The following is a 20,633-nucleotide window of genomic DNA, read 5'->3' as shown; positions in this document are numbered from 1 at the left end:
TCAGGCCCCGTTTCCGCAGTCGGAGACCGGGGCCTTTTCGCAGGTGGGCGGTACTGGGTTCGAACCAGTGACCCCTCGCTTGTAAGGCGAGTGCTCTACCGCTGAGCTAACCGCCCCTGATCGGCACTACACCTTACGACACCGCGGGCGCCGATCGCACATCCATTGTCCATTCCCGCCCCACCGAAGGGCGCCCGGCCGCGGTCCAGCCCAGCAGGGCCGCGCCGAGCATGCCCGCGTTGACCCCCAGGGCCGCAGGCACCAGCGGGGGCGCGTCGCGGAAGGCGAGGCGCTTGACCAGCCGGGTTCGTACCGGGTCGAACAGGGCGGGACCGGCCTCGGCCAGCCCGCCGCCCAGGACGATCACGGACGGGTCGAGCAAGAGCGTGTACGTGGCCAGCGCGAGGGACAGGGCTTCGACGGCCTCGTCCCAGACCTCGATGGCCACCGGGTCGTCGGAGGCGACGACTTCCTCGGCCTTGACCCCGGGTATGCCGGAGCGCTCGCTGTAGCGCCGTCCGACGGAGGCGGCGGAGGCGTAGGTCTCCAGGCAGCCGAGCTGCCCGCAGGCGCAGGGCTCGCCGTCGGGGAAGACGGGGATGTGGCCGATCTCGCCGCCCCAGCCGACCGCTCCGCCGTACGGCTGGCCGGACAGGATCATGGCGCCGGCGATGCCGGTGCCGATGGGCAGGAACAGGAAGTCGGACACGCCGCGGCCGGCGCCGAGGACGCTCTCGGCGAGCCCGCCGGTGCGGACGTCGTGGCCCAGCATGACGGGGACGTCCATGTCGACGAAGGCCCGCGCGGGCACGTCGCGCCAGCCGAGGTTGGCGGCGTAGAGCGCGCTGGAGGCCGTCACGAGTCCCGGTACGGCCAGGCCGACCCCGGCCAGCCCGGGACCGCCACGCGCGGCCAGGTCGGCGATGAACTCGCGGATGGTGGTGACGACGGCGTCCGGCCCCTCGGCGCGCGGCGTGGCGCGCCGGTCGGTGACCAGCACCTGGCCGTTCTCGCTGACGAGGCCGCCCTTCATGGACGTGCCGCCGACATCGAGCGCGACAACGTAGGAACTCATAGCGGTCATCCTGAGAGGCGGAGGCAGGTCAACGGCTATGAACGATAGCGCACCCTATTGTCGGGAAAGACCGAGCACTCTGGCGAGAGCCGCCTCGACCTCGTCGGCCAGGCCTGGAGGCGGCTCGGAACCCATCGGCTCGGAACCGGCCGGCTCGCTGATCCGCGCGAGCCGTACCGAACCGCAGGAGCGGCACTCGACTTCGCCGAGCCGGCAGATGAGCGACGTGGAGCCGCAGGATTCGCACAGGTCGAGGTCGAGGTCGTGGGAGCGCTGGCAGTCGGGGCAGATGAGCACCTGCGCCTCGCGGCGCACTCCACGCCGCCACGGGCTCGCTCCGCGAACCGGGTCGGTCTGCCGGGCCCCGCACCGGTAGCAGGGCATGATGGCCTCCGATGGACAGTCAGGACAACGCTTGGAGATAGTCGGCGACGTCACGCGCCGAGGAGATCGGGTTGACGACCGACCACCTGATCACGCCCTCGCCGTCGATGAGGAAGGTGCCGCGCCTGGCGAGCCCTTTCGCCTCGTCGAACACACCGTACGCCTGCGCGACCTGTCCGTGTGGCCAGAAGTCGGATAGCAGGGGGAACTCGTACCCCTGCTGATCCGCCCACGCGCGGTGGGTGAACATGGAGTCGACGGAGACCGAGAGCACCGTGACGTCGGCGGGCAGGCGCGGGATGAGTTCGTCGCGCACCTGGCCGAGTTCGCTCTGGCACACCCCGCTGAAGGCCAGCGGGTAGAAGATCAACAGCACCCGCCCGCCCCGCAGGCTCGAGAGCCTGACCGGGGTGCCGTGCTGGTCTGGCAGTTCGAAGTCGGGAGCCATGCCGTTCATCCTGCCGTACGACCAGGTCGGTCGTACGGCAGGCCTCAACGTCTGACTAGCGACGGCCCTTGGGCGCCACGAGCCTGGTCCCCGACCAATCGGGTGCTGCGGAGATGCTGCTGGTCTGCGAGAGGCCCGCGGTGGCGGCGTCCTCCCCGATGTCGCTCGGCTCCACGTGGCCATCTCTGCCGGCCTTGGGAGTCAGCAGCCAGATCTGGCCCGCCTCGGCCAGAGATCGCATCGCATCGCTGAGAGCGTCGAAGAGGTCGCCGTCGCCGTCGCGCCACCACAGCAGCACCACGTCGGCGACTTCGTCGGTTTCCTCGTCCAACAGCTCGGTGCCGGTCAGGTTCTCGATGGACTCGCGAAGTTCTTCGTCGCAGTCCTCGTCCCAGCCGATCTCCTGCACCACCTGACCCGGCTTGAGGCCGAGTCGTTCGGCCAGGCTGCGCTCGCCCTGCGCCTGACCCGCGGTCGCGCTCACTTGTATCCCTCCTGATATGCGGTCATCGCTTCGGGACAGTCCACACGCTGTGACCCTCAGTCGTCAACGGTCGCCACGATGACGGCCGTACTCCACACGAATTAATCCGACAAAAACGACAGTCGAACCTGCCGTTCACGGTTGTCGACGTTCAGGTCGACGACGGCGATCGACTGCCATGTGCCCAGCTCCAGCCGCCCGCCGAGCACGGGGACGGTGGCGTGGGGCGGGACCAGGGCCGGCATCACGTGCGACCTGCCGTGGCCACGAGAGCCGTGGGCGTGTCGCCACCGGTCGTCGGCGGGCAGCAGGTCGGCCAGGGTGGCGAGCAGGTCGTCGTCGCTGCCGGAGCCGAGCTCGAGCAGCGCCACTCCGGCCGTCGCGTGCGGCACGAACACGTGCAGCAGCCCGTCGCCGCCCACCGATCGTACGAAGTCCTCGCACTCACCTGTGATGTCGTGCACCGTCTCGCGCGACCCGGTGGTCACCGAGATGATCTGGGATTTCACATGGAAATCCTATGTGTGCTCGACGATCGCGTCCGGACCGGGAAACACCAGGCCGGTGTGCCCGTCGTCGAACCTGACCATGTACGGAGGCCCGCCGTCGGCACCCCGCACTTCGATGATCTCGCCGTGCCGGTCTGCCTCTCCAACGGTGTTGCCGTGCACGAGGAGCCGGTCTCCTACCGTCGCGTTCATACCTCCCACCTTCGTACGGCGGGGCCGATCCGAAAAGCCCCTTGACCGAGGTAGAAGGGCAAAAGATAAGCGAAACGTTACGGTCCGCCCGCACAGCGTCGACCCCGCGCGTACCCGCCTGCCGTACCCGGCTCGAGGCCCTCGACCCGGGGGTCAGGCCGGCGTTCGTCCCGTGTCGGTCTCGCGCACGAACTCCGCGATCGTGCGGGCGAGCAGCGCGGGCCGGTCCTCCGGGATGAGGGTGTAGCTGTCCTCGATCTCCACCAGCCTGGCGTCCTTGAACAGCGCCGCGAGCCTGGGACCGTGCTCGCGCGGCATCAGCCTGTCCTCCACCGCCCACGCCACCAGCACCGGCCCGGCGAAGGCGCGAAGCCCCTCGGCCCATTCCAGCAACACCCGGCGTGGCGGCACGGACCGCGTGTAGGCCGCCAGATCCCGCCTGATCGCCGAGCTGGCCCGCGCCGGCGCGAACCACCCGTCCATCACCGCGTCGGGCACGGGTCGCTTGCTCATCCAGCCCCATCCGCCCGGGGCCCTGCGGAAGGACCGTAGCCCGAGCAGCCGCATGACGAGCCACAACCCGCCGGGGATCCGCGCCGCGAGCTCGATCATGCGGCCCGGCAGCCCCGGAGGGTAGTTGTCGAACGCCTCGCACGAGGTCAGGACCAGCCTGCCGACGCGCTCGGCCCGGCCGAGCGGCACCAGCAGTTGCCCGCCGCCCCAGTCGTTGAGCACGAGGGTCACCTCGCGCAGGTCGAGCCGGTCGAGGAACTCCGCCACCAGCAGGGCCACGCCGGTGAGCGACAGGTCGGCGCCCGGCCGCATGGGACGGCGGTGCGCGCCCAGCGGAAGCGTCGGGCACACGCACCGGTGGTCATGGCGCAGGTCGGCCACGACGTTGCGCCACACGGAGCCGTCGATCGTGACTCCGTGCAGGAACACCAGGACGGGCCCCTCGCCGCCGGTGTCCTCGTAGTCGATCGTCCCGGCTGACAACTCGATCTCCGGCACAGCGGCCTCCGATTTGATAGATCGCTCTAGCGAGACCTTAGGGTAGGCTCCGATCGTGGGCAACACCAAGGAACGCATCCTGGACGCGAGCGCCGAGCTGTTCCGCCGCAACGGCTACACGGGCACCGGCCTCAAGCAGATCGTCGCCGCGGCCGGCGCGCCGTTCGGCTCGATCTACCACTTCTTCCCCGGCGGCAAGGAGCAGCTGGGCGAGGAGGTCATCCGCTCGTCGGGGATGATGTACGTCCAGCTCTTCGACGCGCTCATCGCGCCCGCGCCGGACCCGGTCAGCGGCATCGAGGCGTTCTTCACCGCGGCGGCCGAGACGCTGGTGGAGACCGGTTACGCCGACGCCTGCCCGATCGCCACGGTGGCGCTCGAAGTGGCCGGCACCAACGAGGCGCTGCGCGGGGCGACCGCCGACGTCTTCACGGCGTGGATCGCGGCGGGCACCGAGGGGTTCGCCAGGTTCGGGCTGGCGCCCGAGGTGGCGCGCAGGCTCACCATCTGCCTGGTGACCAGCCTCGAAGGGGCGTTCGTGCTGTGCAGGTCGCTGCGCGACACCGAGGCGCTCAGGGTGGCGGGCGAGGTCGTGGCCGCCACCGCCCGCGCCGAACTCGCCGCCGCCTCCCCCGGTGGCGCGACCCCTTAGGCGCCCCCCGGTGGCGCGACCCCTTAGGACGACACGTCGGCGGCAGGAGTCACCGGGGCGACGTCGCGCAGGGCGAGGCTCCGCCGCGCCTCAGACGCCCCTCGGACGGCACGGAGCGGCCCCACGGGCGAGGCCGGACGAGGCGATCGGCCCACCTGTCCGCCGGTTGGGAGCAGGCCGCCGCGGTGCCGTACGGGAGGGGCCGCTAGGATCCCGCGGACGGGACCGGAGGCCGGGCGACGCCCGGCGGCCGAGGGCGCCGAGACCGTTCCTATACTGCGGGGCGAGTGCCGCCCCAGCGCCTCTCCACAGGGCCGACCCCATAAGCGAAATTTCGTCTCTTTTCTGGTCTTGATAAATCTGGCCCTCGATGTAACCTTTGGTGTCGATTCGTCCTACCATCGGTGGTCTAGGCCACCATCCATTCCCTGCCAGCAGGGACGGTCTGGTTACCGGTCAGTAGAGATGCACTTTCCGGAGTTAGCGACCAGGATGGAAGGCGACCCAGACCAGACATCAGTCGATCCTCGGAAGGCGAGACCCAGTGGCTTCCGGACGCCAGCGTTTCTCGATCATCAGCGACGGCCTACCCAGCCAGCTGCCTGATGTCGACCCCAGCGAGACCAACGAGTGGCTCGAGTCCCTCGACAACGTCATCAAGACCGAGGGTCGCACGCGCGCCCGCTACCTGATGCTCCGCCTGCTGGAGCGGGCCCGCGAGCACCAGGTCGGCGTGCCCGGCCTGCGCAGCACCGACTACATCAACACGATCCCGCCGGAGCGCGAGCCCTGGTTCCCGGGTGACGAGCATGTCGAGCGGCGCATCAGGGCCTACATCAGGTGGAACGCCGCGGTGATGGTCTCGCGCGCCAACGCGCGCACCAACGTCGGCGGCCACATCGCCACCTACGCCTCCGCCGCCTCGCTGTACGAGGTCGGCTTCAACCACTTCTTCCGCGGCAAGGACCACGGCGAGTCGGGCGACCAGGTCTACTTCCAGGGCCACGCCGCGCCGGGCATCTACGCCCGCGCCTTCCTCGAGGGCCGGCTCAACGAGGCCCAGCTCGACGCCTTCCGCCAGGAGCTGTCGCACGGCTTCCACGGCCTGCCCTCCTACCCGCACCCCCGGCTCATGCCGGACTTCTGGGAGTTCCCGACGGTGTCGATGGGCCTCGGCCCGATCAGCGCGATCTACCAGGCGCGGTTCAACCGCTACCTGCTGAACCGCCAGATCAAGGACACCTCCAGGAGCCACGTCTGGGCCTTCCTCGGCGACGGCGAGATGGACGAGCCCGAGTCGCTCGGCGCGATCGGCCTGGCCGCCCGCGAGGAGCTCGACAACCTCACGTTCGTCATCAACTGCAACCTGCAGCGGCTCGACGGCCCCGTCCGCGGCAACGGCAAGATCATTCAGGAGCTGGAGTCGTACTTCCGCGGCGCCGGCTGGAACGTCATCAAGGTCGTATGGGGCCGCGACTGGGACCCGCTGCTGGCCGCCGACGTCGACGGCGTCCTGGTCAACCAGATGAACACCACGCCTGACGGCCAGTTCCAGACCTACTCGGTCGAGTCGGGCGGCTACATCCGCGACAACTTCTTCGGCAGCGACCCGCGCCTGCGCAAGATGGTCGAGCACCTGACCGACGACGACATCCGCAAGCTGTCGCGCGGCGGCCACGACTACCGCAAGGTCTACGCGGCGTTCAAGGCGGCCCGCGAGCACGTCGGCCAGCCGACGGTCATCCTCGCCCAGACCATCAAGGGCTGGACGCTGGGCAAGGACTTCGAGGCGCGCAACGCGACGCACCAGATGAAGAAGATGACCAAGGCCGAGCTGAAGGAGTTCCGCGACCGGCTCTACCTGCCGATCCCCGACTCCGCGCTCGAGGGCGACCTGCCGCCGTACTTCCACCCGGGCGAGAACGACGAAGAGATCGCCTACATGAAGGAGCGCCGCGCGGCGCTGGGCGGCGTGCTGCCCAGGCGCTCGGTCCGCGCCAAGGCGCTCAAGCTGCCCGGCGACGAGGTCTACAAGCAGTTCGCCAAGGGTTCGGGCAAGCAGCAGGTGGCCACCACCATGGCCTTCGTGCGCCTGCTGAAGGACCTGATGCGCGACAAGGAGATCGGCAAGCGGTTCGTGCCGATCATCCCCGACGAGGCGCGCACCTTCGGTCTCGACGCGATGTTCCCGACGGCGAAGATCTACAGCCCGCACGGCCAGACCTACGAGGCCGTCGACAGGGACCTGCTGCTGTCGTACAAGGAGTCGACCGAGGGCCAGATCCTGCACGAGGGCATCAACGAGGCGGGCTCCATGGCCTCGATGACCGCGGTCGGCACCTCCTACGCCACGCACGGCGAGCACATGATCCCGATCTACATCTTCTACTCGATGTTCGGGTGGCAGCGCACCGGCGACCAGATGTGGCAGCTCGGCGACCAGATGGGCAGGGGCTTCCTGCTCGGCGCGACCGCGGGCCGCACGACCCTGAACGGCGAGGGCCTGCAGCACGAGGACGGCCACACCCCGCTGATCGCCTCGACGAACCCGGCGGCCGTCGCCTACGACCCCTCGTGGGCCTACGAGACCGCCTACATCGTCAAGGACGGGCTCCGGAGGATGTACGGCGACCAGCCGGAGAACGTCTTCTACTACCTGACCGTCTACAACGAGCCCTACGTGCAGCCCGCCGAGCCCGCCGACCTCGACGTGGACGGCCTGCTGAAGGGTCTGTACAAGTTCGCCGACTCGCCGCTGGCGCAGGGGCCGAAGGCCAACATCCTCGCCTCGGGCGTCGCGGGCCCGTGGGCGATGGAGGCCCAGCGCATGCTGGCCGAGGACTGGGGCGTCTCGGCCGACGTCTGGTCGGCCACGTCGTGGTCGGAGCTGCGCCGCGAGGCGCTGGCCTGCGAGGAGCACAACCTGCTCAACCCCGACTCCGAGCAGCGCGTGCCGTACGTCACGCGGGCGCTGGGGGGCGCGCAGGGTCCCTTCGTGGGTGTCAGTGACTACATGAAGGCGGTCCAGGACCAGATCGCGCAGTGGGTGCCGGGCGACTGGAGCTCGCTGGGCACCGACGGGTTCGGCCTGTCCGACACCCGTTCGGCGCTGCGCCGCCACTTCCACGTCGACGCCGCGTCGATCACGCTGGCGGTGCTCACCCAACTGGTCAAGCGGGGCGAGCTCGACGGCGAGGTGCTGCGCGAGGCGATCGCCCGCTACCACCTGAAGAACGGCGTCACCGAGGCCGGCGGCGCCGAGAGCAACGACACCCAGTCCATGGGCGTCTGACGCTTCGCCAGGAAAGAGCCCGCGCCCGACGGCGCGGGCTCTTTCTCTTTTCTCCGGCTTACGCGTCGTGGACGGCCCGGCGCGCTGTCCTTTCGCGTCATGGACGGCCGTCCTTTTCGCGTCGTGGACGGCCCGGCGCGCTCTCATGGAGGGGTGCGGCGGCGTGTTCAGGAGAGGTGCGTGCCGCCTCGTGGCGGTGACGATCCACCGGAAGCCGCACGGCGCGCGCGGCGCACGCGACCATCCGGCAAGGCATGTGAAAGGATTTTCCCTGGTATTCGATATCGGGGGATATTCCATGCGCCGCGCACACACCACCGTCGCCGCGACGGCAGGGCTCACCATCGCGCTCGCCGCCTGCGGCCTTTCCACCGGCAGCACCGGTGGCCCGTCGCCCACCGGCTCGGCGGCGGCCGAGAAGATCGCCTGGGGCGCCTGCACCGACCTGGCCGTGCCCGAGGGCGCGGCACCCGCCACGCCCAACGCCGCGCTCCAGTGCGGCAAACTGCGCGTCCCGCTCGACTACACCAAACCCGGCGGCGAGACCGTCGACCTGGCGATGATCAGAATTCCGGCCACGGGGCCCGGCGAGCGGATCGGGTCGCTGGTGTTCAACTTCGGCGGGCCCGGCGCCTCGGGCGTCGACACGATGTCGCGGGCGGTCAAGGCGTTCACCACCCTCAACACCCGCTACGACCTGGTCAGCTTCGACCCGCGTGGTGTCGAGCGCAGCCGCGGTGTCAGGTGCGGCGACGGCAAGGACATGGAGGCGTACGTCTCGCTCAACTCGCTGCCGTCCAACGAGCAGACCAGGGAGAAGACCCAGGCGGTCACCGAGCAGTTCACCAAGCTGTGCGAGAAGGACTCGGGGCCGGTCCTGCCGTACGTGGGCACCGTCAACGCCGCCCGCGACATGGACCAGATGCGCGTCGCCCTCGGCGACGCCAAGCTCAACTACTTCGGCATGTCGTACGGCACGCACCTCGGCGCCGTCTACGCCACCCTGTTCCCCAAGAACGTGGGCCGCATGGTCCTCGACGCCCCGCTCGACCCGAGCGTGACGTTCGAGCAGCGCACGATCGCCCAGACCAAGGGCTTCCAGCAGGCCTACGAGAGCTTCCTCAAGGACTGCGTCCAGCAGGGCTGCGAGCTCGGCAAGAGCGTCGAGGCGGCCGACAAGAAGATCACGAACCTGATGTACCAGCTGGTCGAGTCGCCGCTGAAGGTCGGTGACCGGGAGCTGACGCAGGGCTTGGCCGGCACCGCCGTGGCGGCCGCGCTCTACTCGAGGCTGAGCTGGCCGTTCCTGGAGAGCGCGCTGGCGTCGGCGCTGAAGGGCGACGGCGGGGCGTTGATGTACCTGGCCGACACCTACACCGGGCGCAGGCCGGACGGCACCTACTCCACCGAGATGTCCAGCTTCCCCGCCGTCACCTGCGTGGACACCGCCGAGCGGCCCAGCGAGCAGGAGCTGGTGCGCACGGAGGAGGCGGCGCTGAAGATCTCCCCGCTGTTCGGCAGCGTGGGCGCCGGATCCATCTGCCGGGTGTGGCCCGTGCCGGGCAGCGACGAGGCCAAGAAGGTGGACGCTACGGGGTCGGGGCCGATCCTGGTGGTGGCGGGCAAGGGTGACCCGGCCACGCCGTACCAGTGGGGGCCCAAGCTGACCAAGCAGCTGAAGACCGCGACCCTGCTCACCTACGAGGGTGAGGGGCACGGCGCCTACCTGTCGGGCAGCAAGTGCATCGCCGGGTCCGTCAACGCCTACCTGCTCCAGGGCAAGATGCCCGAGGAGGGCGCTTCCTGCCCCTCCTGACGGAGGCGCGGCCGGACACGGGCCGGCGCGGCCCGTGTTCGGCGGATGCCCTGCGGTCGCCGCCGGGGATGAGTGGATGCCCTGCGGTCGGCGCGGCCTGTGTCCGGCGGATGGACTGCGGTCGGCGGCCCGTGTCGGGGGATGCCCCGTGGTGGCCGGCCCGGGATGAGTGGGTGCCCTGTGGTCGGCACCGCCTGGGATGAGTGGATGCCCTGGGCGCGCCGCCGCTCGGCGGTTGGCGGCGTGCCCAGGGAGGATGGACCGCCGAAGGCGGTCGGTGCCCCTGCCGCGCGGTCCGTGACCCGGGTCGCGCGAGCGGAGGCTGCGTCATGTCCGCGCGGCGGGGAAGGCGCCGGTCAGGGCGGCGGCGGGAAGGGCTCGCCGGCCTTCAGCGGACGGGTGACGCGAGTCAGCCGGCCGGTGGGGTGAAGATCCCGAACAGGTTGCCGGACACGTCGTGCAGGTAGGCGAAGCTGGTGCCGTCCTGGTCGGCGACGACCTTGCGCACCACCTTGCCACCGAGGCTCTCGACCTTCGCGCACGTCGCCGCCACGTCCTCGACCAGCACGCAGAAGGTGGCGTGGTTGGGCACCTCGCCCCCGGTGCCGTACAGGCCGCCCCCGGGCTGTTCCTCGCCGGTGGCGTGGATCATCCGGTAGTCCATCGGGGCATCCGGGTCGGGGGTGAACGTCCAGCCGAAAAGGTCGCCGTAGAACCGCTGCGCCGCCTCGGGATCGTCGCTGGCGACTTCGAACCAGGCCACGGTGTTGACCATGTGCACTCCAGGTCGTCAAGTTTCTCGAACACGACAACGATAAGACGCGATGGCGACAACCCTATGTCGGTGTTTTCGAATGCTTAATCGAGCACCTAGTCGAGCACCGTGCCGCTGACGATCATGTCGGGCACGTCGGTGACGTACCCCTCCAGTGGCCGGTCGGGGCAGCGCTCCTCGCTCACCGACGCGGCGGCGATCCGGTCGAGCCGGAAGACCCGCACGTCGTCGCGCAGGCGGCACCAGGCCACGAGGTACCAGAAGCCGCCGCGCCCGCCCAGGAACACCCCCGGCTCGACGTCGCGCGAGGTGACGGCGCCCTTCCTGTCGGCGTACTCCAGGTGGAGGACGCGCCGGCGCAGCAGGGCGTCCTCGATGGCGCGCGAGACGCCCGCGCGGCCCAGCGGCTGGATCTCCTCGCCGGTCTCCTGGGGGGCGACGAGCTGGACGCGCCGGGCCAGCTCCCTGGCCAGGTCGCCCTCGGAGCCCGGCATCGCGGCGACGACCTTGCGCAGCGCGCTGCGCGCCTGGCGGCCGAACGGCTGGTCGCCCGCCCTGCTGAGCGCGATCGCGATGGCGACCGCCTCGGCGGGGGTGAAGTTGAGCGGGGGCAGGGAGTGGTTCTTGTCGATCGCGTAACCGCCGCTGCGGCCGGGCTCGGCGTAGATGGGCACGCCGGACTCCTGGAGCGCGGCGATGTCACGCTCGATGGTCCTGACACTGACCTCGAAGCGCTTGGCGAGCTGGCGCGCTGACCGGCATCTGGGGGAGATCGCGCGCAGGTCCTCGACGAGCGCGTAGAGCCGATCGGTACGGTTCACAACCGGAACGCTACGCGCCGCCGCCGACAATTCCGCCGCCGTGGCAGGCGATGGTGAGAACAGTGTCGCCCGCCCGTCACCATCGGTGGCCACGCGAGAGGCCCGCCGCGCGCACGCACGGCGGGCCCGACCCGGCGGCCCCCCATCACGCGGTACGGCACCGCGCGCCCGCGGGGCGGGCCGGAATGACCACCGGCAGCCCGCCCGGCGCCACTACGGCACCGCACGCCGCGGGGCGGGCCCTGCCTGGGACGGCCTACGAGGCGATCTTGGCGGTCGCCGTCCCGCCCGCGCGGACGGGCACCTTGGCCACCGTGTACGTCACCCCGTCGATCACCTTCGGGATCCCGGGGAAGCGGTGCCCGTTGACCTCCAGCCACCGGTGCTCGCCGGCGAAGCGGGCCTCCCAGAACACCGGCCCGTCGCCCTTGTTGGTGAAGGTGCTGGAGTCCGTCCCGTCGTGCCGTACGGTCACCTTGCCGGAGCCGACGGGCACGTCGGCCACCTCCAGCCAGCCGATGTCCGCGGGCAGGCGGGACTGGGTGGCCACGGTCCTGCGCGGGGCGTCGGGCTGGATCCCCATGAGGCCCTCGACCGTCTGGCTGACCAGCGTGAACGGCACCTCGGGGTAGTCGCCGTTCAGCCCCTGGCGGGAGCTGACGTGCCGCTCCTCTCGCCTGTCGTAGACGTCCTGCATCCACTTCCACGCCGTGCCGGCCCGGTTGTGCCGGAAGAAGGTGTCCGGCAGGTAGGTGATCGCCTCGATGTTGCGCGGCCGTCCCGCCCCCGAGGCCTCGGCGTCGACGAAGTCGAGGTAGGCGTCGTTGCGCGGCCCCGCGTCGATGATGCCCTTCATCGGCATGAACCAGCTGTTCTCCTTGCCGAAGCCGGTCAGCGGCGTGCCGTCGACGGTGTAGGCCCTGACGAACTCGCCGCTGCCCTGCTTCACGCTCCACGTGGTGTTGAAGTACTCCTTCACCGCGCGTGCCCGCTTCTCCTGGGCCCGGGACAGCGTGCGGTCGCCCTTGTCGCGGGCGAGCGCGGCCAGGGCCTTGTGGGCCTGGTACTGCGATCCGATGGCGTCGCCCGCCTCGGCCAGCGGCTCGCCGCCGACCTCGTTGTAGCTGGCGGTGCCCTGGAAGATGCCCCTGCCGGTGCCCTCGGCGATGCCGTTGGGCAGCAGGCCGTCGTGCAGGGTGACGAAGTCGGCGGTGGCGCGCCGGTAGTAGTCCCAGAAGACCGGGTCGTCGAGGTAGGCACGGTCGCCGGTCCATCTGAAGGCCTGGTTGGCCTTCTCGACCAGCTCGAAGGTGGCGGGGACCTCGCGGACGAAGTCGGTGGGCGAGCGGTAGTCGATGGACAGGTAGGTGGAGGCGTCGAAGTTCAGCGCCCACACCGGGTAGAACTTGTGCTCCTCGGTCGCCGACCGGGCGAAGGAGCGCAGCATGTTCTTGTTCTGCTCGGCGAGCCCGAGGATGTGGGCTCCGGCCAGCTGGTGGGCGAAGTCGCGCGAGTAGTAGCCGCTGCGGTGGGCGTAGCCGGCCCAGTAGGAGGAGGTGTAGACGCCCTCGCCCGTGCCGCCCGGCTGGCGCTCGTCCACGTTGAGCGGGCCGGGCACGCCGTTCTGGTGCACCCAGGAGCCTGCCTTGGCCTTGGCCCACCCGAACATCTCGACGATCTTGGGGTTGGAGGAGCGTACCGCGGGCGAGGCCGTGGCCCCTGGCGAGATCATGACGTCGTCGACGTTCACCCAGCCGGAGCCCGAGCCGAAGACGACGCCGAGCCGGTCGCCCTCGGCGAAGGCGACGTCGGAGATCGTGTAGCGGGTGTAGGTGCCGCGCGAGGGCAGCGTGACCGTCTCCACGGGCGTGCCGCCGCGCAGGACGGTGAACGTGCCGCCGGCCCCGTCTGTGGCGATCCACGCCGACACCGAGTAGGTGCCCGCCGTGGGCACGGTGATCGTCTGGCTGACGCTCTTGCCGGGCCCGGCGTCGAGGTAGACGAGCTTGGCGCCACCGTGGGGGCGGTTGGTCGCCACGCCGGTGCCGGCGGTGAAGGTCCACCCTTCGGTGTCCTTCTCGAAGCCGGGGTTGACGACGACGACAGGGCCGGCGGCCAGGACGGAGCTGAGCAGGACAGGTAACACCAACATAGATACTCCCGATGATCGGATGAATCGGCTAGGCAGAGTCTGCTGGGGAAGGACTCTCGGAAAGGACTAGCGCGGTGCCGCCGTCGAGCCGCGGACGACCAGCTCGGGGCCGAACATCAGCTCGCCGCTCGGCACGCCCCGCCCGCTCACCAGCGCGACGACGCTGCGCGCCACCTCCTTGGCCAGCCGGTCGATCGGCTGGCGGACGGTCGTGAGCGGCGGGTCGACGAACTCCATGATCATGGAGCCGTCGTAGCCGACCACGGAGACGTCCTCGGGCACCGACAGGCCGGCGCGCCTGACAGCTCTGATCGCGCCCAGCGCCATGAAGTCGCTGGCCGCCACGACCGCCGTGGCGCCCCGGGAGAGGAGCGTCGTGGTCGCCGTCTGCCCGCCCTCGATCGTGTAGTACTGCCGCGTCACCAGGGACTCAGGGTCCGCCACCCCCCGCCGGGCCATGGCGGTCACGAACCCGTCGACCCTCCGGTCGGCGGGCCGGTTGGCGGCGGGCCCCGAGGCCATCCCTATCGCGCGGTGCCCCAGGCGCCACAGGTGGTCGACGGCCAGCTCGGCGGCCATGACGTCGTCGGTGGACAGCACGGGCATCGAGTGGCCGGCGAACCCGCCGTTGACGCCGACGAAGGGGATCCGCCGCGCGGCCAGGATGTTGCAGGTCTCCGGGTCGGGGTCGTCGAGGGTGTTGCTGGCCGACAGGAACACCACCGCGGCCACGCCGTGGTCGGCCAGCGCGGAGACGAACTCGCGCTCCTGTATCCCGCCGGGCAGCGCCGGGCACAGCACGCCCTTCAGCCCGTGCGGGGCGAGCGCCGCCTCGATCAGCTCGGCGACCTCGGCGAACCAGGGGTTCGACACCCACGGCGTGATCACCGCGACGATCTGGCCGCGGGTCGAGCGCTCGTAGCCGAGCTCGGCCATGGCCCGCTCGACCGCCTCGCGGGTCCTGGCGGACACGCCCGCCCGCCGGTTGATCACCCTGCTGACCGTGGCCTCGCTGACCTCCGCGCGCGCGGCGACCTCGGTGATGCCGATCTTCACCGTTCCTCCTCCAGGAGCGCCTCACCCGAGGTCTTCAGGACCACCAGCCCCGAAGCAGGTACGGCCAGCGAGACCAGCCCCGCGCCCAGCCGCCGTACCTCAGGCTCGATCCTAGAGCCGTCGGGCGCGTGCAGGCGTGCCACGTGGGCGCCGGGCCCGCGCACCTCCAGCACCAGCCGCTCCCCGCCCGTCCCGTTGACCAGCGTGATCTCCCGGTGGGCCGCGGTGTCGACCGGCACCACCCGTTCGGCGCTCACCGAGATCACGCACTCCTCGCCGAGCGCGGCCGTCACCACGGGATACAGCTCGTCGGGCCGTCCCGGCTCCACGTGGCCGTCGAGCAGGACGTCGCGCAGCCGCCGCCATTCCGCCAGCCAGAACGCGACCATCCGCAGATGCCCCTCGGGCAGGCCGGCCAGCCGCGCCGAGATCTGCGGGACGGCGTGCAGCGAGCCGATGAGCTGCCGGGCCGCGCTGTGCGCGCCGCCCCGCGGGTCCCACATCAGCATGTCGCCGTGCACGACGCCGGCCACGGCCAGGAATCCGGTGTCGATGGTCCTGACCCGGTTCGCGATCGCGTCGGCCGGGCAGTCGTCGGCCCGCAGCAGGTCGGCCTGCCCGGCGATCCCGGGCCCCACGTACGGCTGGCGGAACTCCAGCAGCGCCCGCTCTCCCACCGCACGCCGGACGTCGGACACCAGCATCCGCATGGCCGTGCCGACGTCATGGATGTCGGCACCGCGGGGTGGCGTGCCCGCGTAGACCATCGCCTCGTCCAGGAAGTCGATCTTGAGCCCGTCGATCCCGTACTCCATCAGCCGGGCGCACAGCGCGACGACATGCCGCCTGACCTCGGGGCGCCGGGGGTCGAGCACCCTGGCGCCGGGTACTCCCGCCATGGCGGGCGCGTAGGGCTCGAGCTCGTCGAAGCAGGCCGCGTCGGGCCCGAGCAGCAGCGGCGCGACCCACACCAGGTATCGCAGGCCGAGGCCCTGTACCCGCGCGATATGCCCCGCGAAGTCCGGAAATTTCTCGCTGTCCGGCTGCCAGTCGCCGACGCCCCGATATCCACGGCCGTGCCCCAGCTGCTGCCACCCGTCGTCGACGATGAGCGTGCCGCATCCCGCCGACACCGCCAGCGCCGCCTCCTGCTCGACGCCCTCGGCCGAGACGTCCTGCGCGAAGCCGTACCAGGTGGAGTAGACCGGCTCGCGAGCCCCCTCCGCCGGCCGGCGGGCGCCCGCCCCCAGCGCGCGCCGCAGCTCGCGCATCGCCGTCGCCACCGTGGGCGCGCTCCCCGCGAGGCGGATCCGGTACGGCCCCGCCGGCACGGCCAGGTGCACGACGAAGGTCTTGGTCTCCTCCGACACCCCGAACCGCATCGTCACCTCGGGCACGGCGTCCTCGGCGGCGAAGGCGAGCAGCGTGCGGCCCCTGCTGTCGTACAGGCACCCGGCCGCCGCCCCCCTCACCAGGGAGGTCCGCTCGAACCCGGCCCAGTCGGCGACCAGCGTGCGCCGCCAGTCGCAGGCCGGATGCCAGAACCCGACGGCGTCGCCGAGCGGCACCGACAGCCGGATCTCCAGCTCCTCGGGGGAGCCGATCTCCAGCACGTCGCCGTCCAGCCGCCAGGCGGCCGGCGCGCCGCGGGTCAGCACGGCCAGCCGTACGTCGTCCAGCAGGTGCTCGGTCGGCGCGGGCGCCAGGCCCGCGGTCGTGACGCTCACTCTTTCACCGCTCCAGCGAGGAGTCCGGACACGAAGTGTCGTTGGAGGAGGAGGAACAGGACGGCCATCGGCAGCGCGGCGACCGCCGTGCCGGCGAGGATCTGGCCGTAGTCGGTCTCGGTGGCGCCCCGAAGGGCGGCGATCGCGAGGGGGATCGTGTAGGCGTCCCTGGTGCGCAGCGCGATCAACGGCCACACGAAGTCGTTCCACTGGTAGAGGAACAGGTAGATGCCCAGCGCGGCCAGCGCGGGCCTGATCGGCGGCAGCACGACCCTGAAGAACAGCCGCAGCTCGCCGCAGCCGTCCACCCTGCCCGCCGACAGCAGCTCGGAGGGCAGCGCGGACATCGACTGGCGCATGAGGAAGATCCCGAAGGGCAGCGCCAGGTTCGGCAGGATGACGGCCTGGTAGGTGTTGAGCCACTCCAGCGCCAGCATCATCTTGAACAGCGGCACGAGCGTGACCTGGCTGGGGATGACCAGGCCCAGCATGAGCAGCCCGAACAGCACCTCCTTGCCGCGGAAGTCGTACTTGGCGAAGCCGTAGCCCGCCATCGTGCAGACCAGCCCGGCCAGCAGCGTGTAGACCGTGGCGATGAACAGCGAGTTGCCGACGACGCGGCTGAAGCCGAGGCCGGCCTCGAGACCGGCGAGGTTGTCCAGCAGGTGGCCGCCGGGCAGCAGCGGCGGCGGGCTGCCGAAGACCTCGGCGGTGCTGTGCGTGGCGGCGACCACCAGCCAGTAGAACGGCACCAGCACCACGGCGACCGCGACCAGCAGGGCGGAGGTCAGCATGATCTGCCGGCTCATGACCGATCCCCCAGCACGCGGAACTGCACGATCCCGAGGATCCCGATGATGACGGCGAGCGCGTAGGCGATGGCCGAGGCGTAGCCGAAGTCGAGGTACTTGAAGCCGGTGTTGTACAGGTACAGGCCGACGGTGACCGTGCTGTTGTCGGGCCCGCCGCCGGTCAGCACGTACGGCTCGTCGAACAGCTGGAGCGTGCCGATCGTGGACATCACCAGCGTGAGCAGGACGACCGGCCGCAGCCCCGGCAGGGTCACGTGCCTGAAGCGGTGCCATGCGCCCGCCCCGTCCACCGACGCCGCGTCGTAGAGGTCCTGGGGCAGCGCCTGCAGCCGAGAAAGGAAGATCACCGCGTTGTATCCGGTGTAGTGCCACGTCAGCGCCAACCCGAGGGAGACACGGGCCCACAGCGTGTCGGTCAGCCACGGCACCGGCGGGACGCCCACCAGGCCCAGCGCCCAGTTGACGAGCCCGGACTGCGGGTTGAGCAGGACCGCGAACAGCAGGCCGTAGGCCACCAGCCCGGTGATCATCGGCAGGAAGAAGCCGAGCCTGATGAAAGCCTTGAACCGCAGCAGCGACGAGTTGAAGGCCACCGCGAGCGCCAGCGCGATGGCCAGCATCAGCGGCACCTGGACGACGAGGATCACCACGGTGTTGCGCAGGGCCGTCCAGAACAGCGGGTCGTCGGCCAGGCGCGTGTAGTTGGCGGCGCCGGCGAAGGTCTGCAGCGCGCCGTCGGTCTTGAACAGGCTGAGCCAGAACGACCAGGCGATCGGGTAGAGCTTGAAGAGCGCGAAGAGCACGAGGGCCGGCAGCACCCACAGGTAGGGCGCCACCCGCAGCGCGGACAACCGCCGCAGGCCCGCCGGCCGCACCGCGGGGGCGCGCTCGGCCAGGGCCGTCACCGCAGCACCTTCCTGCCGGTCTGCTGGGCGACCAGGTCGGCCGCCTCCTTCAGCACCGTGGCCGGGTCGGCGCCCTTGAGCAGGACCTTGCTCTGCGCGTCGGTCACGGCCTTGAGCGCGCGGGGGTAGTCGGCGGAGTAGTTGGTGACGTAGGAGGGCTGCTTGAGCGCCTCGAGGAAGACCTCGCCCTTCTTCTGGCCGCTGAAGAACTCCGAAGGGGCGTGGAAGACGGGGTCGTCGTAGGCCTTCATCAGGGCGGGCGCGATGCCCTTGCCCTTGTAGATCGCCACCTGGTTCTCCGGCCTGGTCAGCACGAACTCGGCGAAGGCGTAGGCGGCGGCCTGGTCCTTGCTGGTCCCGGCGACGGCCAGGTGGGTGGAGTTGACGGTCGCGGCGACCTTGCCGCCGGGGGTGACGGCCGGCGGCAGCCGTACCTTCCACTTGCCCTTCTCCCCCGGCACGTTCTCCTCGATGATGCCGCCGAACCAGGTCGGCATGGCCTGGACCGCCACCGCGCCCTTCTTCATCGCGCTGATCATCGTGTTCCAGCCGCCGGCCAGGTCGGCGACCAGGCCGGCGTCGTTGAGCTTCTTGATGACGGTGAGCGCGGTGACGGCCTGCGGGGTGTCGAGCGTGATGTTGCCCTGCATGTCGAAGTAGAAGCTGTCCTGCAGCTGCAGCAGCATCTCGAAGAGGTTGGCCGAGTCGGCCTGGGAGGCGGGCTTGTCGATGCCGAGGAGCTGGACGCCGGTCTTCTCCTTGAGCTTGACGCCGGCCTGGATGACCTCGTCCCAGGTCTGCAGCGACTCGACGTCGACGCCCGCCTTCTCGAACAGGTCGGCGCGGTAGTAGAAGCCGGCCGAGTTGGCCTCCCACGGCAGCGCGTAGACCTTGCCGTCGCGGCTGACGGTCTCCCACATGCCCTGGGCGAAGGCCGCCTTGTGCTTGCCCGCGCCGAGCGGCGTCAGGTCGGCCAGCCCGCCGGGGAACTTCTCGATGTAGGCGGGCAGGTAGTCCACGCCGATGTGGAGCACGTCGCCGAGCCCCTGGCCGCCTGCCGAGAGTCCGGCGGTGATCTTGTCCCAGATGGCCGGGTTGCCGATGTCCTGGACGTCGACCTTGACCGCGGGGAACTGCTTCTCGAAGGCCGGGACCAGCTGCTTCATCATCGCGGCCGGGCCCTGCCAGCTCCAGACGGTGATCTTGCCCGTGCCTCCCGCCGAGGCGCCCGGGGTGCCGCCACCGCAGGCGCTCAACGCGCCTCCCGCGGCGGCCAGCGCGCTGAGCTGGAGGAAACGGCGGCGGTCGAGGTGGGCCATGGGGGATCTCCAGGGGGTGCAGAGAGTGGCCTGACGCGCCCAGACGCTACCTCCGCGTTTCGATGACTTGCAAGACTGCAACGAAAACTTTCAGCGAATCAGGCATGGCGGCAGGCATGCGAAAGCCACGGGGACCGCCCTACGCGGCTGTCCACTCCAGCAGCCGCTCCACCGGCCAGGTGTTGACCACCCGCTCGGCCGCCACCCCGCACATCGCGGCCCGCTCGCAGCCGAAACGCTGCCAGTCCAGCTGGCCGGGGGCGTGCGCGTCGGAGTCGACGGCGAACACGCATCCCATCTCGTAGGCCAGCCGCAACAGCCGCTTCGGCGGGTCCAGCCGGTCGGGCCTGGAGTTGATCTCCACGGCGACCCCGAACCTGCGGCACGCCTCGAAGACGAGCTCGGCGTCGAAGTCCGACTCCGGCCGCAGGCCGCCGCGCCTGCCGCCGCCCTTCACGATCCGTCCGGTGCAGTGGCCCAGCACGTCGACGTGGCGGTCGGCGATCGCCGTCACCATCCTGCGCGTCATCTCCTCCGCGTCCATGCGCAGCTTGGAGTGGACGCTGGCCACCACCACGTCCAGGCGGGCGAGGAGGGCGGGATCCTGGTCCAGGGAGCCGTCGGCGTTGATGTCCACCTCGATGCCGGTGAGGATCCTGAACGGCGCCAGCCGCTCGTTCAGCCCGGCGACCACGTCAAGCTGCTCGCGCAGCCGCTCGGCCGACAGGCCGCGGGCGACCGTCAGGCGCGGCGAGTGGTCGGTCAGCGCGCAGTACTCGTGACCGAGCGCCCTGGCCGAGGCGGCCATCTCCTCGATCGGCGAGCCGCCGTCCGACCAGTCGGAGTGGGTGTGCAGGTCGCCCTTCAGCGCGGCCCGCAACGCGGCGCTCTCCTCGTCGAGGTCGGCGCCCGCGGTGGCCTGGAGCCTGCGCAGGTAGGTCGGCACCTTCCCGTCGAGAGCCTCGGTGACGGCCAGCGCGGTGACCTTGCCGATGCCCGGCAGCTCGGCCAGGGCGTTTCCCCTCGCCAGCCGGACGAGCTCGGCCCGCGGCAGCTCCTCCACCGTCGCCGCGGCCCTCCTGAAGGCCCGTACCCGGTAGGTGGGCTCGCCCGCGCGCTCCAGCAGGAACGCGATGTCACGCAGTGCCTGGACCGGCTCCATGCCGGCATACCTACCCAAAGGGAACCCCATTCTCGGCGACA

Annotated in this window: 19 protein-coding genes and 1 tRNA gene; 3 read left to right on the top strand and 17 right to left on the bottom strand. The window is 70.7% G+C overall.

Annotated features, from left to right (window positions below):
• Positions 1-44: 44 nt before the first annotated feature.
• The 8 genes from ACWDLG_RS33835 to ACWDLG_RS33800 form a co-directional block, all read right to left on the bottom strand.
• Positions 45-116: transfer RNA gene (locus ACWDLG_RS33835), tRNA-Val, on the bottom strand.
• 17 nt (positions 117-133) lie between these two features.
• Positions 134-1,075 (bottom strand): ROK family protein, encoded by a 942-nt coding sequence (locus tag ACWDLG_RS33830; protein WP_449927981.1) that lies wholly within the window; start codon positions 1,073-1,075, stop codon positions 134-136.
• Between the two features lie 54 nt (positions 1,076-1,129).
• Complete coding sequence (locus ACWDLG_RS33825; RefSeq protein WP_354904969.1) at positions 1,130-1,459, bottom strand: hypothetical protein; 330 nt, start codon at positions 1,457-1,459, stop codon at positions 1,130-1,132.
• Positions 1,460-1,478: 19 nt separating this feature from the next.
• Entirely contained in the window at positions 1,479-1,907 is a 429-nt protein-coding gene (locus tag ACWDLG_RS33820) for a peroxiredoxin (RefSeq protein ID WP_449927979.1), read from the bottom strand.
• A gap of 55 nt (positions 1,908-1,962) precedes the next feature.
• Positions 1,963-2,391, bottom strand: coding sequence for a DUF3052 domain-containing protein (locus ACWDLG_RS33815; protein WP_354904973.1), 429 nt, complete (start codon positions 2,389-2,391; stop codon positions 1,963-1,965).
• Between the two features lie 101 nt (positions 2,392-2,492).
• A complete protein-coding gene (locus ACWDLG_RS33810) occupies positions 2,493-2,900 on the bottom strand; it encodes a secondary thiamine-phosphate synthase enzyme YjbQ (RefSeq protein ID WP_354904976.1) in 408 nt (135 codons plus the stop codon).
• Between the two features lie 9 nt (positions 2,901-2,909).
• The gene (locus tag ACWDLG_RS33805; RefSeq protein ID WP_354904978.1) at positions 2,910-3,092 is read right to left on the bottom strand and encodes a DUF1918 domain-containing protein; all 183 of its coding nucleotides are present in this window, start codon (positions 3,090-3,092) and stop codon (positions 2,910-2,912) included.
• 153 nt (positions 3,093-3,245) lie between these two features.
• A complete protein-coding gene (locus tag ACWDLG_RS33800) occupies positions 3,246-4,103 on the bottom strand; it encodes an alpha/beta fold hydrolase (RefSeq protein ID WP_449927976.1) in 858 nt (285 codons plus the stop codon).
• Positions 4,104-4,158: 55 nt separating this feature from the next.
• Between ACWDLG_RS33800 and ACWDLG_RS33795 the strand changes: the two genes are divergently transcribed.
• The 3 genes from ACWDLG_RS33795 to ACWDLG_RS33785 all read left to right on the top strand — a co-directional run bounded on the left by ACWDLG_RS33795 (position 4,159) and on the right by ACWDLG_RS33785 (position 9,863).
• Positions 4,159-4,755 (top strand): TetR/AcrR family transcriptional regulator, encoded by a 597-nt coding sequence (locus ACWDLG_RS33795; protein ID WP_449927974.1) that lies wholly within the window; start codon positions 4,159-4,161, stop codon positions 4,753-4,755.
• 544 nt (positions 4,756-5,299) lie between these two features.
• Positions 5,300-8,047: a pyruvate dehydrogenase (acetyl-transferring), homodimeric type gene (gene aceE, locus ACWDLG_RS33790; RefSeq protein ID WP_449927972.1), complete on the top strand. Its 2,748-nt coding sequence runs from the start codon at positions 5,300-5,302 to the stop codon at positions 8,045-8,047.
• Between the two features lie 298 nt (positions 8,048-8,345).
• A complete protein-coding gene (locus tag ACWDLG_RS33785) occupies positions 8,346-9,863 on the top strand; it encodes an alpha/beta hydrolase (RefSeq protein WP_449927970.1) in 1,518 nt (505 codons plus the stop codon).
• A 409-nt stretch (positions 9,864-10,272) separates the two neighbouring features.
• Here the strand turns inward: ACWDLG_RS33785 and ACWDLG_RS33780 are convergent, their stop codons facing one another.
• The 9 genes from ACWDLG_RS33780 to ACWDLG_RS33740 form a co-directional block, all read right to left on the bottom strand.
• The gene (locus ACWDLG_RS33780) at positions 10,273-10,638 is read right to left on the bottom strand and encodes a VOC family protein (protein WP_449927968.1); all 366 of its coding nucleotides are present in this window, start codon (positions 10,636-10,638) and stop codon (positions 10,273-10,275) included.
• A gap of 95 nt (positions 10,639-10,733) precedes the next feature.
• Positions 10,734-11,459: a helix-turn-helix transcriptional regulator gene (locus tag ACWDLG_RS33775; RefSeq protein WP_449927966.1), complete on the bottom strand. Its 726-nt coding sequence runs from the start codon at positions 11,457-11,459 to the stop codon at positions 10,734-10,736.
• A 256-nt stretch (positions 11,460-11,715) separates the two neighbouring features.
• On the bottom strand, positions 11,716-13,611 hold the full coding sequence (locus tag ACWDLG_RS33770) for a hypothetical protein (RefSeq protein ID WP_449927964.1): 1,896 nt from the start codon (positions 13,609-13,611) through the stop codon (positions 11,716-11,718).
• Positions 13,612-13,677: 66 nt separating this feature from the next.
• Positions 13,678-14,667, bottom strand: a complete 990-nt coding sequence (locus tag ACWDLG_RS33765) for a LacI family DNA-binding transcriptional regulator (protein WP_449927962.1) — start codon at positions 14,665-14,667, stop codon at positions 13,678-13,680.
• A complete protein-coding gene (locus tag ACWDLG_RS33760) occupies positions 14,664-16,394 on the bottom strand; it encodes a glycoside hydrolase family 36 protein (protein WP_449927960.1) in 1,731 nt (576 codons plus the stop codon). The genes ACWDLG_RS33765 and ACWDLG_RS33760 overlap by 4 nt, the downstream gene beginning before the upstream one ends.
• Entirely contained in the window at positions 16,391-17,203 is an 813-nt protein-coding gene (locus ACWDLG_RS33755) for a carbohydrate ABC transporter permease (protein ID WP_449927958.1), read from the bottom strand. Before ACWDLG_RS33755 ends, ACWDLG_RS33760 begins: the two co-directional genes overlap by 4 nt.
• Positions 17,200-18,111, bottom strand: a complete 912-nt coding sequence (locus ACWDLG_RS33750) for a carbohydrate ABC transporter permease (protein ID WP_449927956.1) — start codon at positions 18,109-18,111, stop codon at positions 17,200-17,202. The genes ACWDLG_RS33755 and ACWDLG_RS33750 overlap by 4 nt, the downstream gene beginning before the upstream one ends.
• Positions 18,108-19,430, bottom strand: a complete 1,323-nt coding sequence (locus ACWDLG_RS33745; RefSeq protein ID WP_449927954.1) for an ABC transporter substrate-binding protein — start codon at positions 19,428-19,430, stop codon at positions 18,108-18,110. Before ACWDLG_RS33745 ends, ACWDLG_RS33750 begins: the two co-directional genes overlap by 4 nt.
• A gap of 139 nt (positions 19,431-19,569) precedes the next feature.
• The gene (locus ACWDLG_RS33740; protein WP_449927952.1) at positions 19,570-20,592 is read right to left on the bottom strand and encodes a PHP domain-containing protein; all 1,023 of its coding nucleotides are present in this window, start codon (positions 20,590-20,592) and stop codon (positions 19,570-19,572) included.
• Positions 20,593-20,633: the final 41 nt, after the last annotated feature.

It is taken from the genome of Nonomuraea sp. NPDC003727 (genome assembly GCF_053586935.1).
Note: the sequence above shows the minus strand (reverse complement) of the source record. Positions and strands in the feature narration are given on the sequence as shown.

Coding starts and splice junctions, on each gene's coding strand:
- ACWDLG_RS33830 (WP_449927981.1), bottom strand. CDS start 1,075: ATGAGTTCCTACGTTGTCGCGCTCGATGTCGGCGGCACGTCCATGAAG.
- ACWDLG_RS33825 (WP_354904969.1), bottom strand. CDS start 1,459: ATGCCCTGCTACCGGTGCGGGGCCCGGCAGACCGACCCGGTTCGCGGA.
- ACWDLG_RS33820 (WP_449927979.1), bottom strand. CDS start 1,907: ATGGCTCCCGACTTCGAACTGCCAGACCAGCACGGCACCCCGGTCAGG.
- ACWDLG_RS33805 (WP_354904978.1), bottom strand. CDS start 3,092: ATGAACGCGACGGTAGGAGACCGGCTCCTCGTGCACGGCAACACCGTT.
- ACWDLG_RS33785 (WP_449927970.1), top strand. CDS start 8,346: ATGCGCCGCGCACACACCACCGTCGCCGCGACGGCAGGGCTCACCATC.
- ACWDLG_RS33780 (WP_449927968.1), bottom strand. CDS start 10,638: ATGGTCAACACCGTGGCCTGGTTCGAAGTCGCCAGCGACGATCCCGAG.
- ACWDLG_RS33770 (WP_449927964.1), bottom strand. CDS start 13,611: ATGTTGGTGTTACCTGTCCTGCTCAGCTCCGTCCTGGCCGCCGGCCCT.
- ACWDLG_RS33755 (WP_449927958.1), bottom strand. CDS start 17,203: ATGAGCCGGCAGATCATGCTGACCTCCGCCCTGCTGGTCGCGGTCGCC.
- ACWDLG_RS33745 (WP_449927954.1), bottom strand. CDS start 19,430: ATGGCCCACCTCGACCGCCGCCGTTTCCTCCAGCTCAGCGCGCTGGCC.
- ACWDLG_RS33740 (WP_449927952.1), bottom strand. CDS start 20,592: ATGGAGCCGGTCCAGGCACTGCGTGACATCGCGTTCCTGCTGGAGCGC.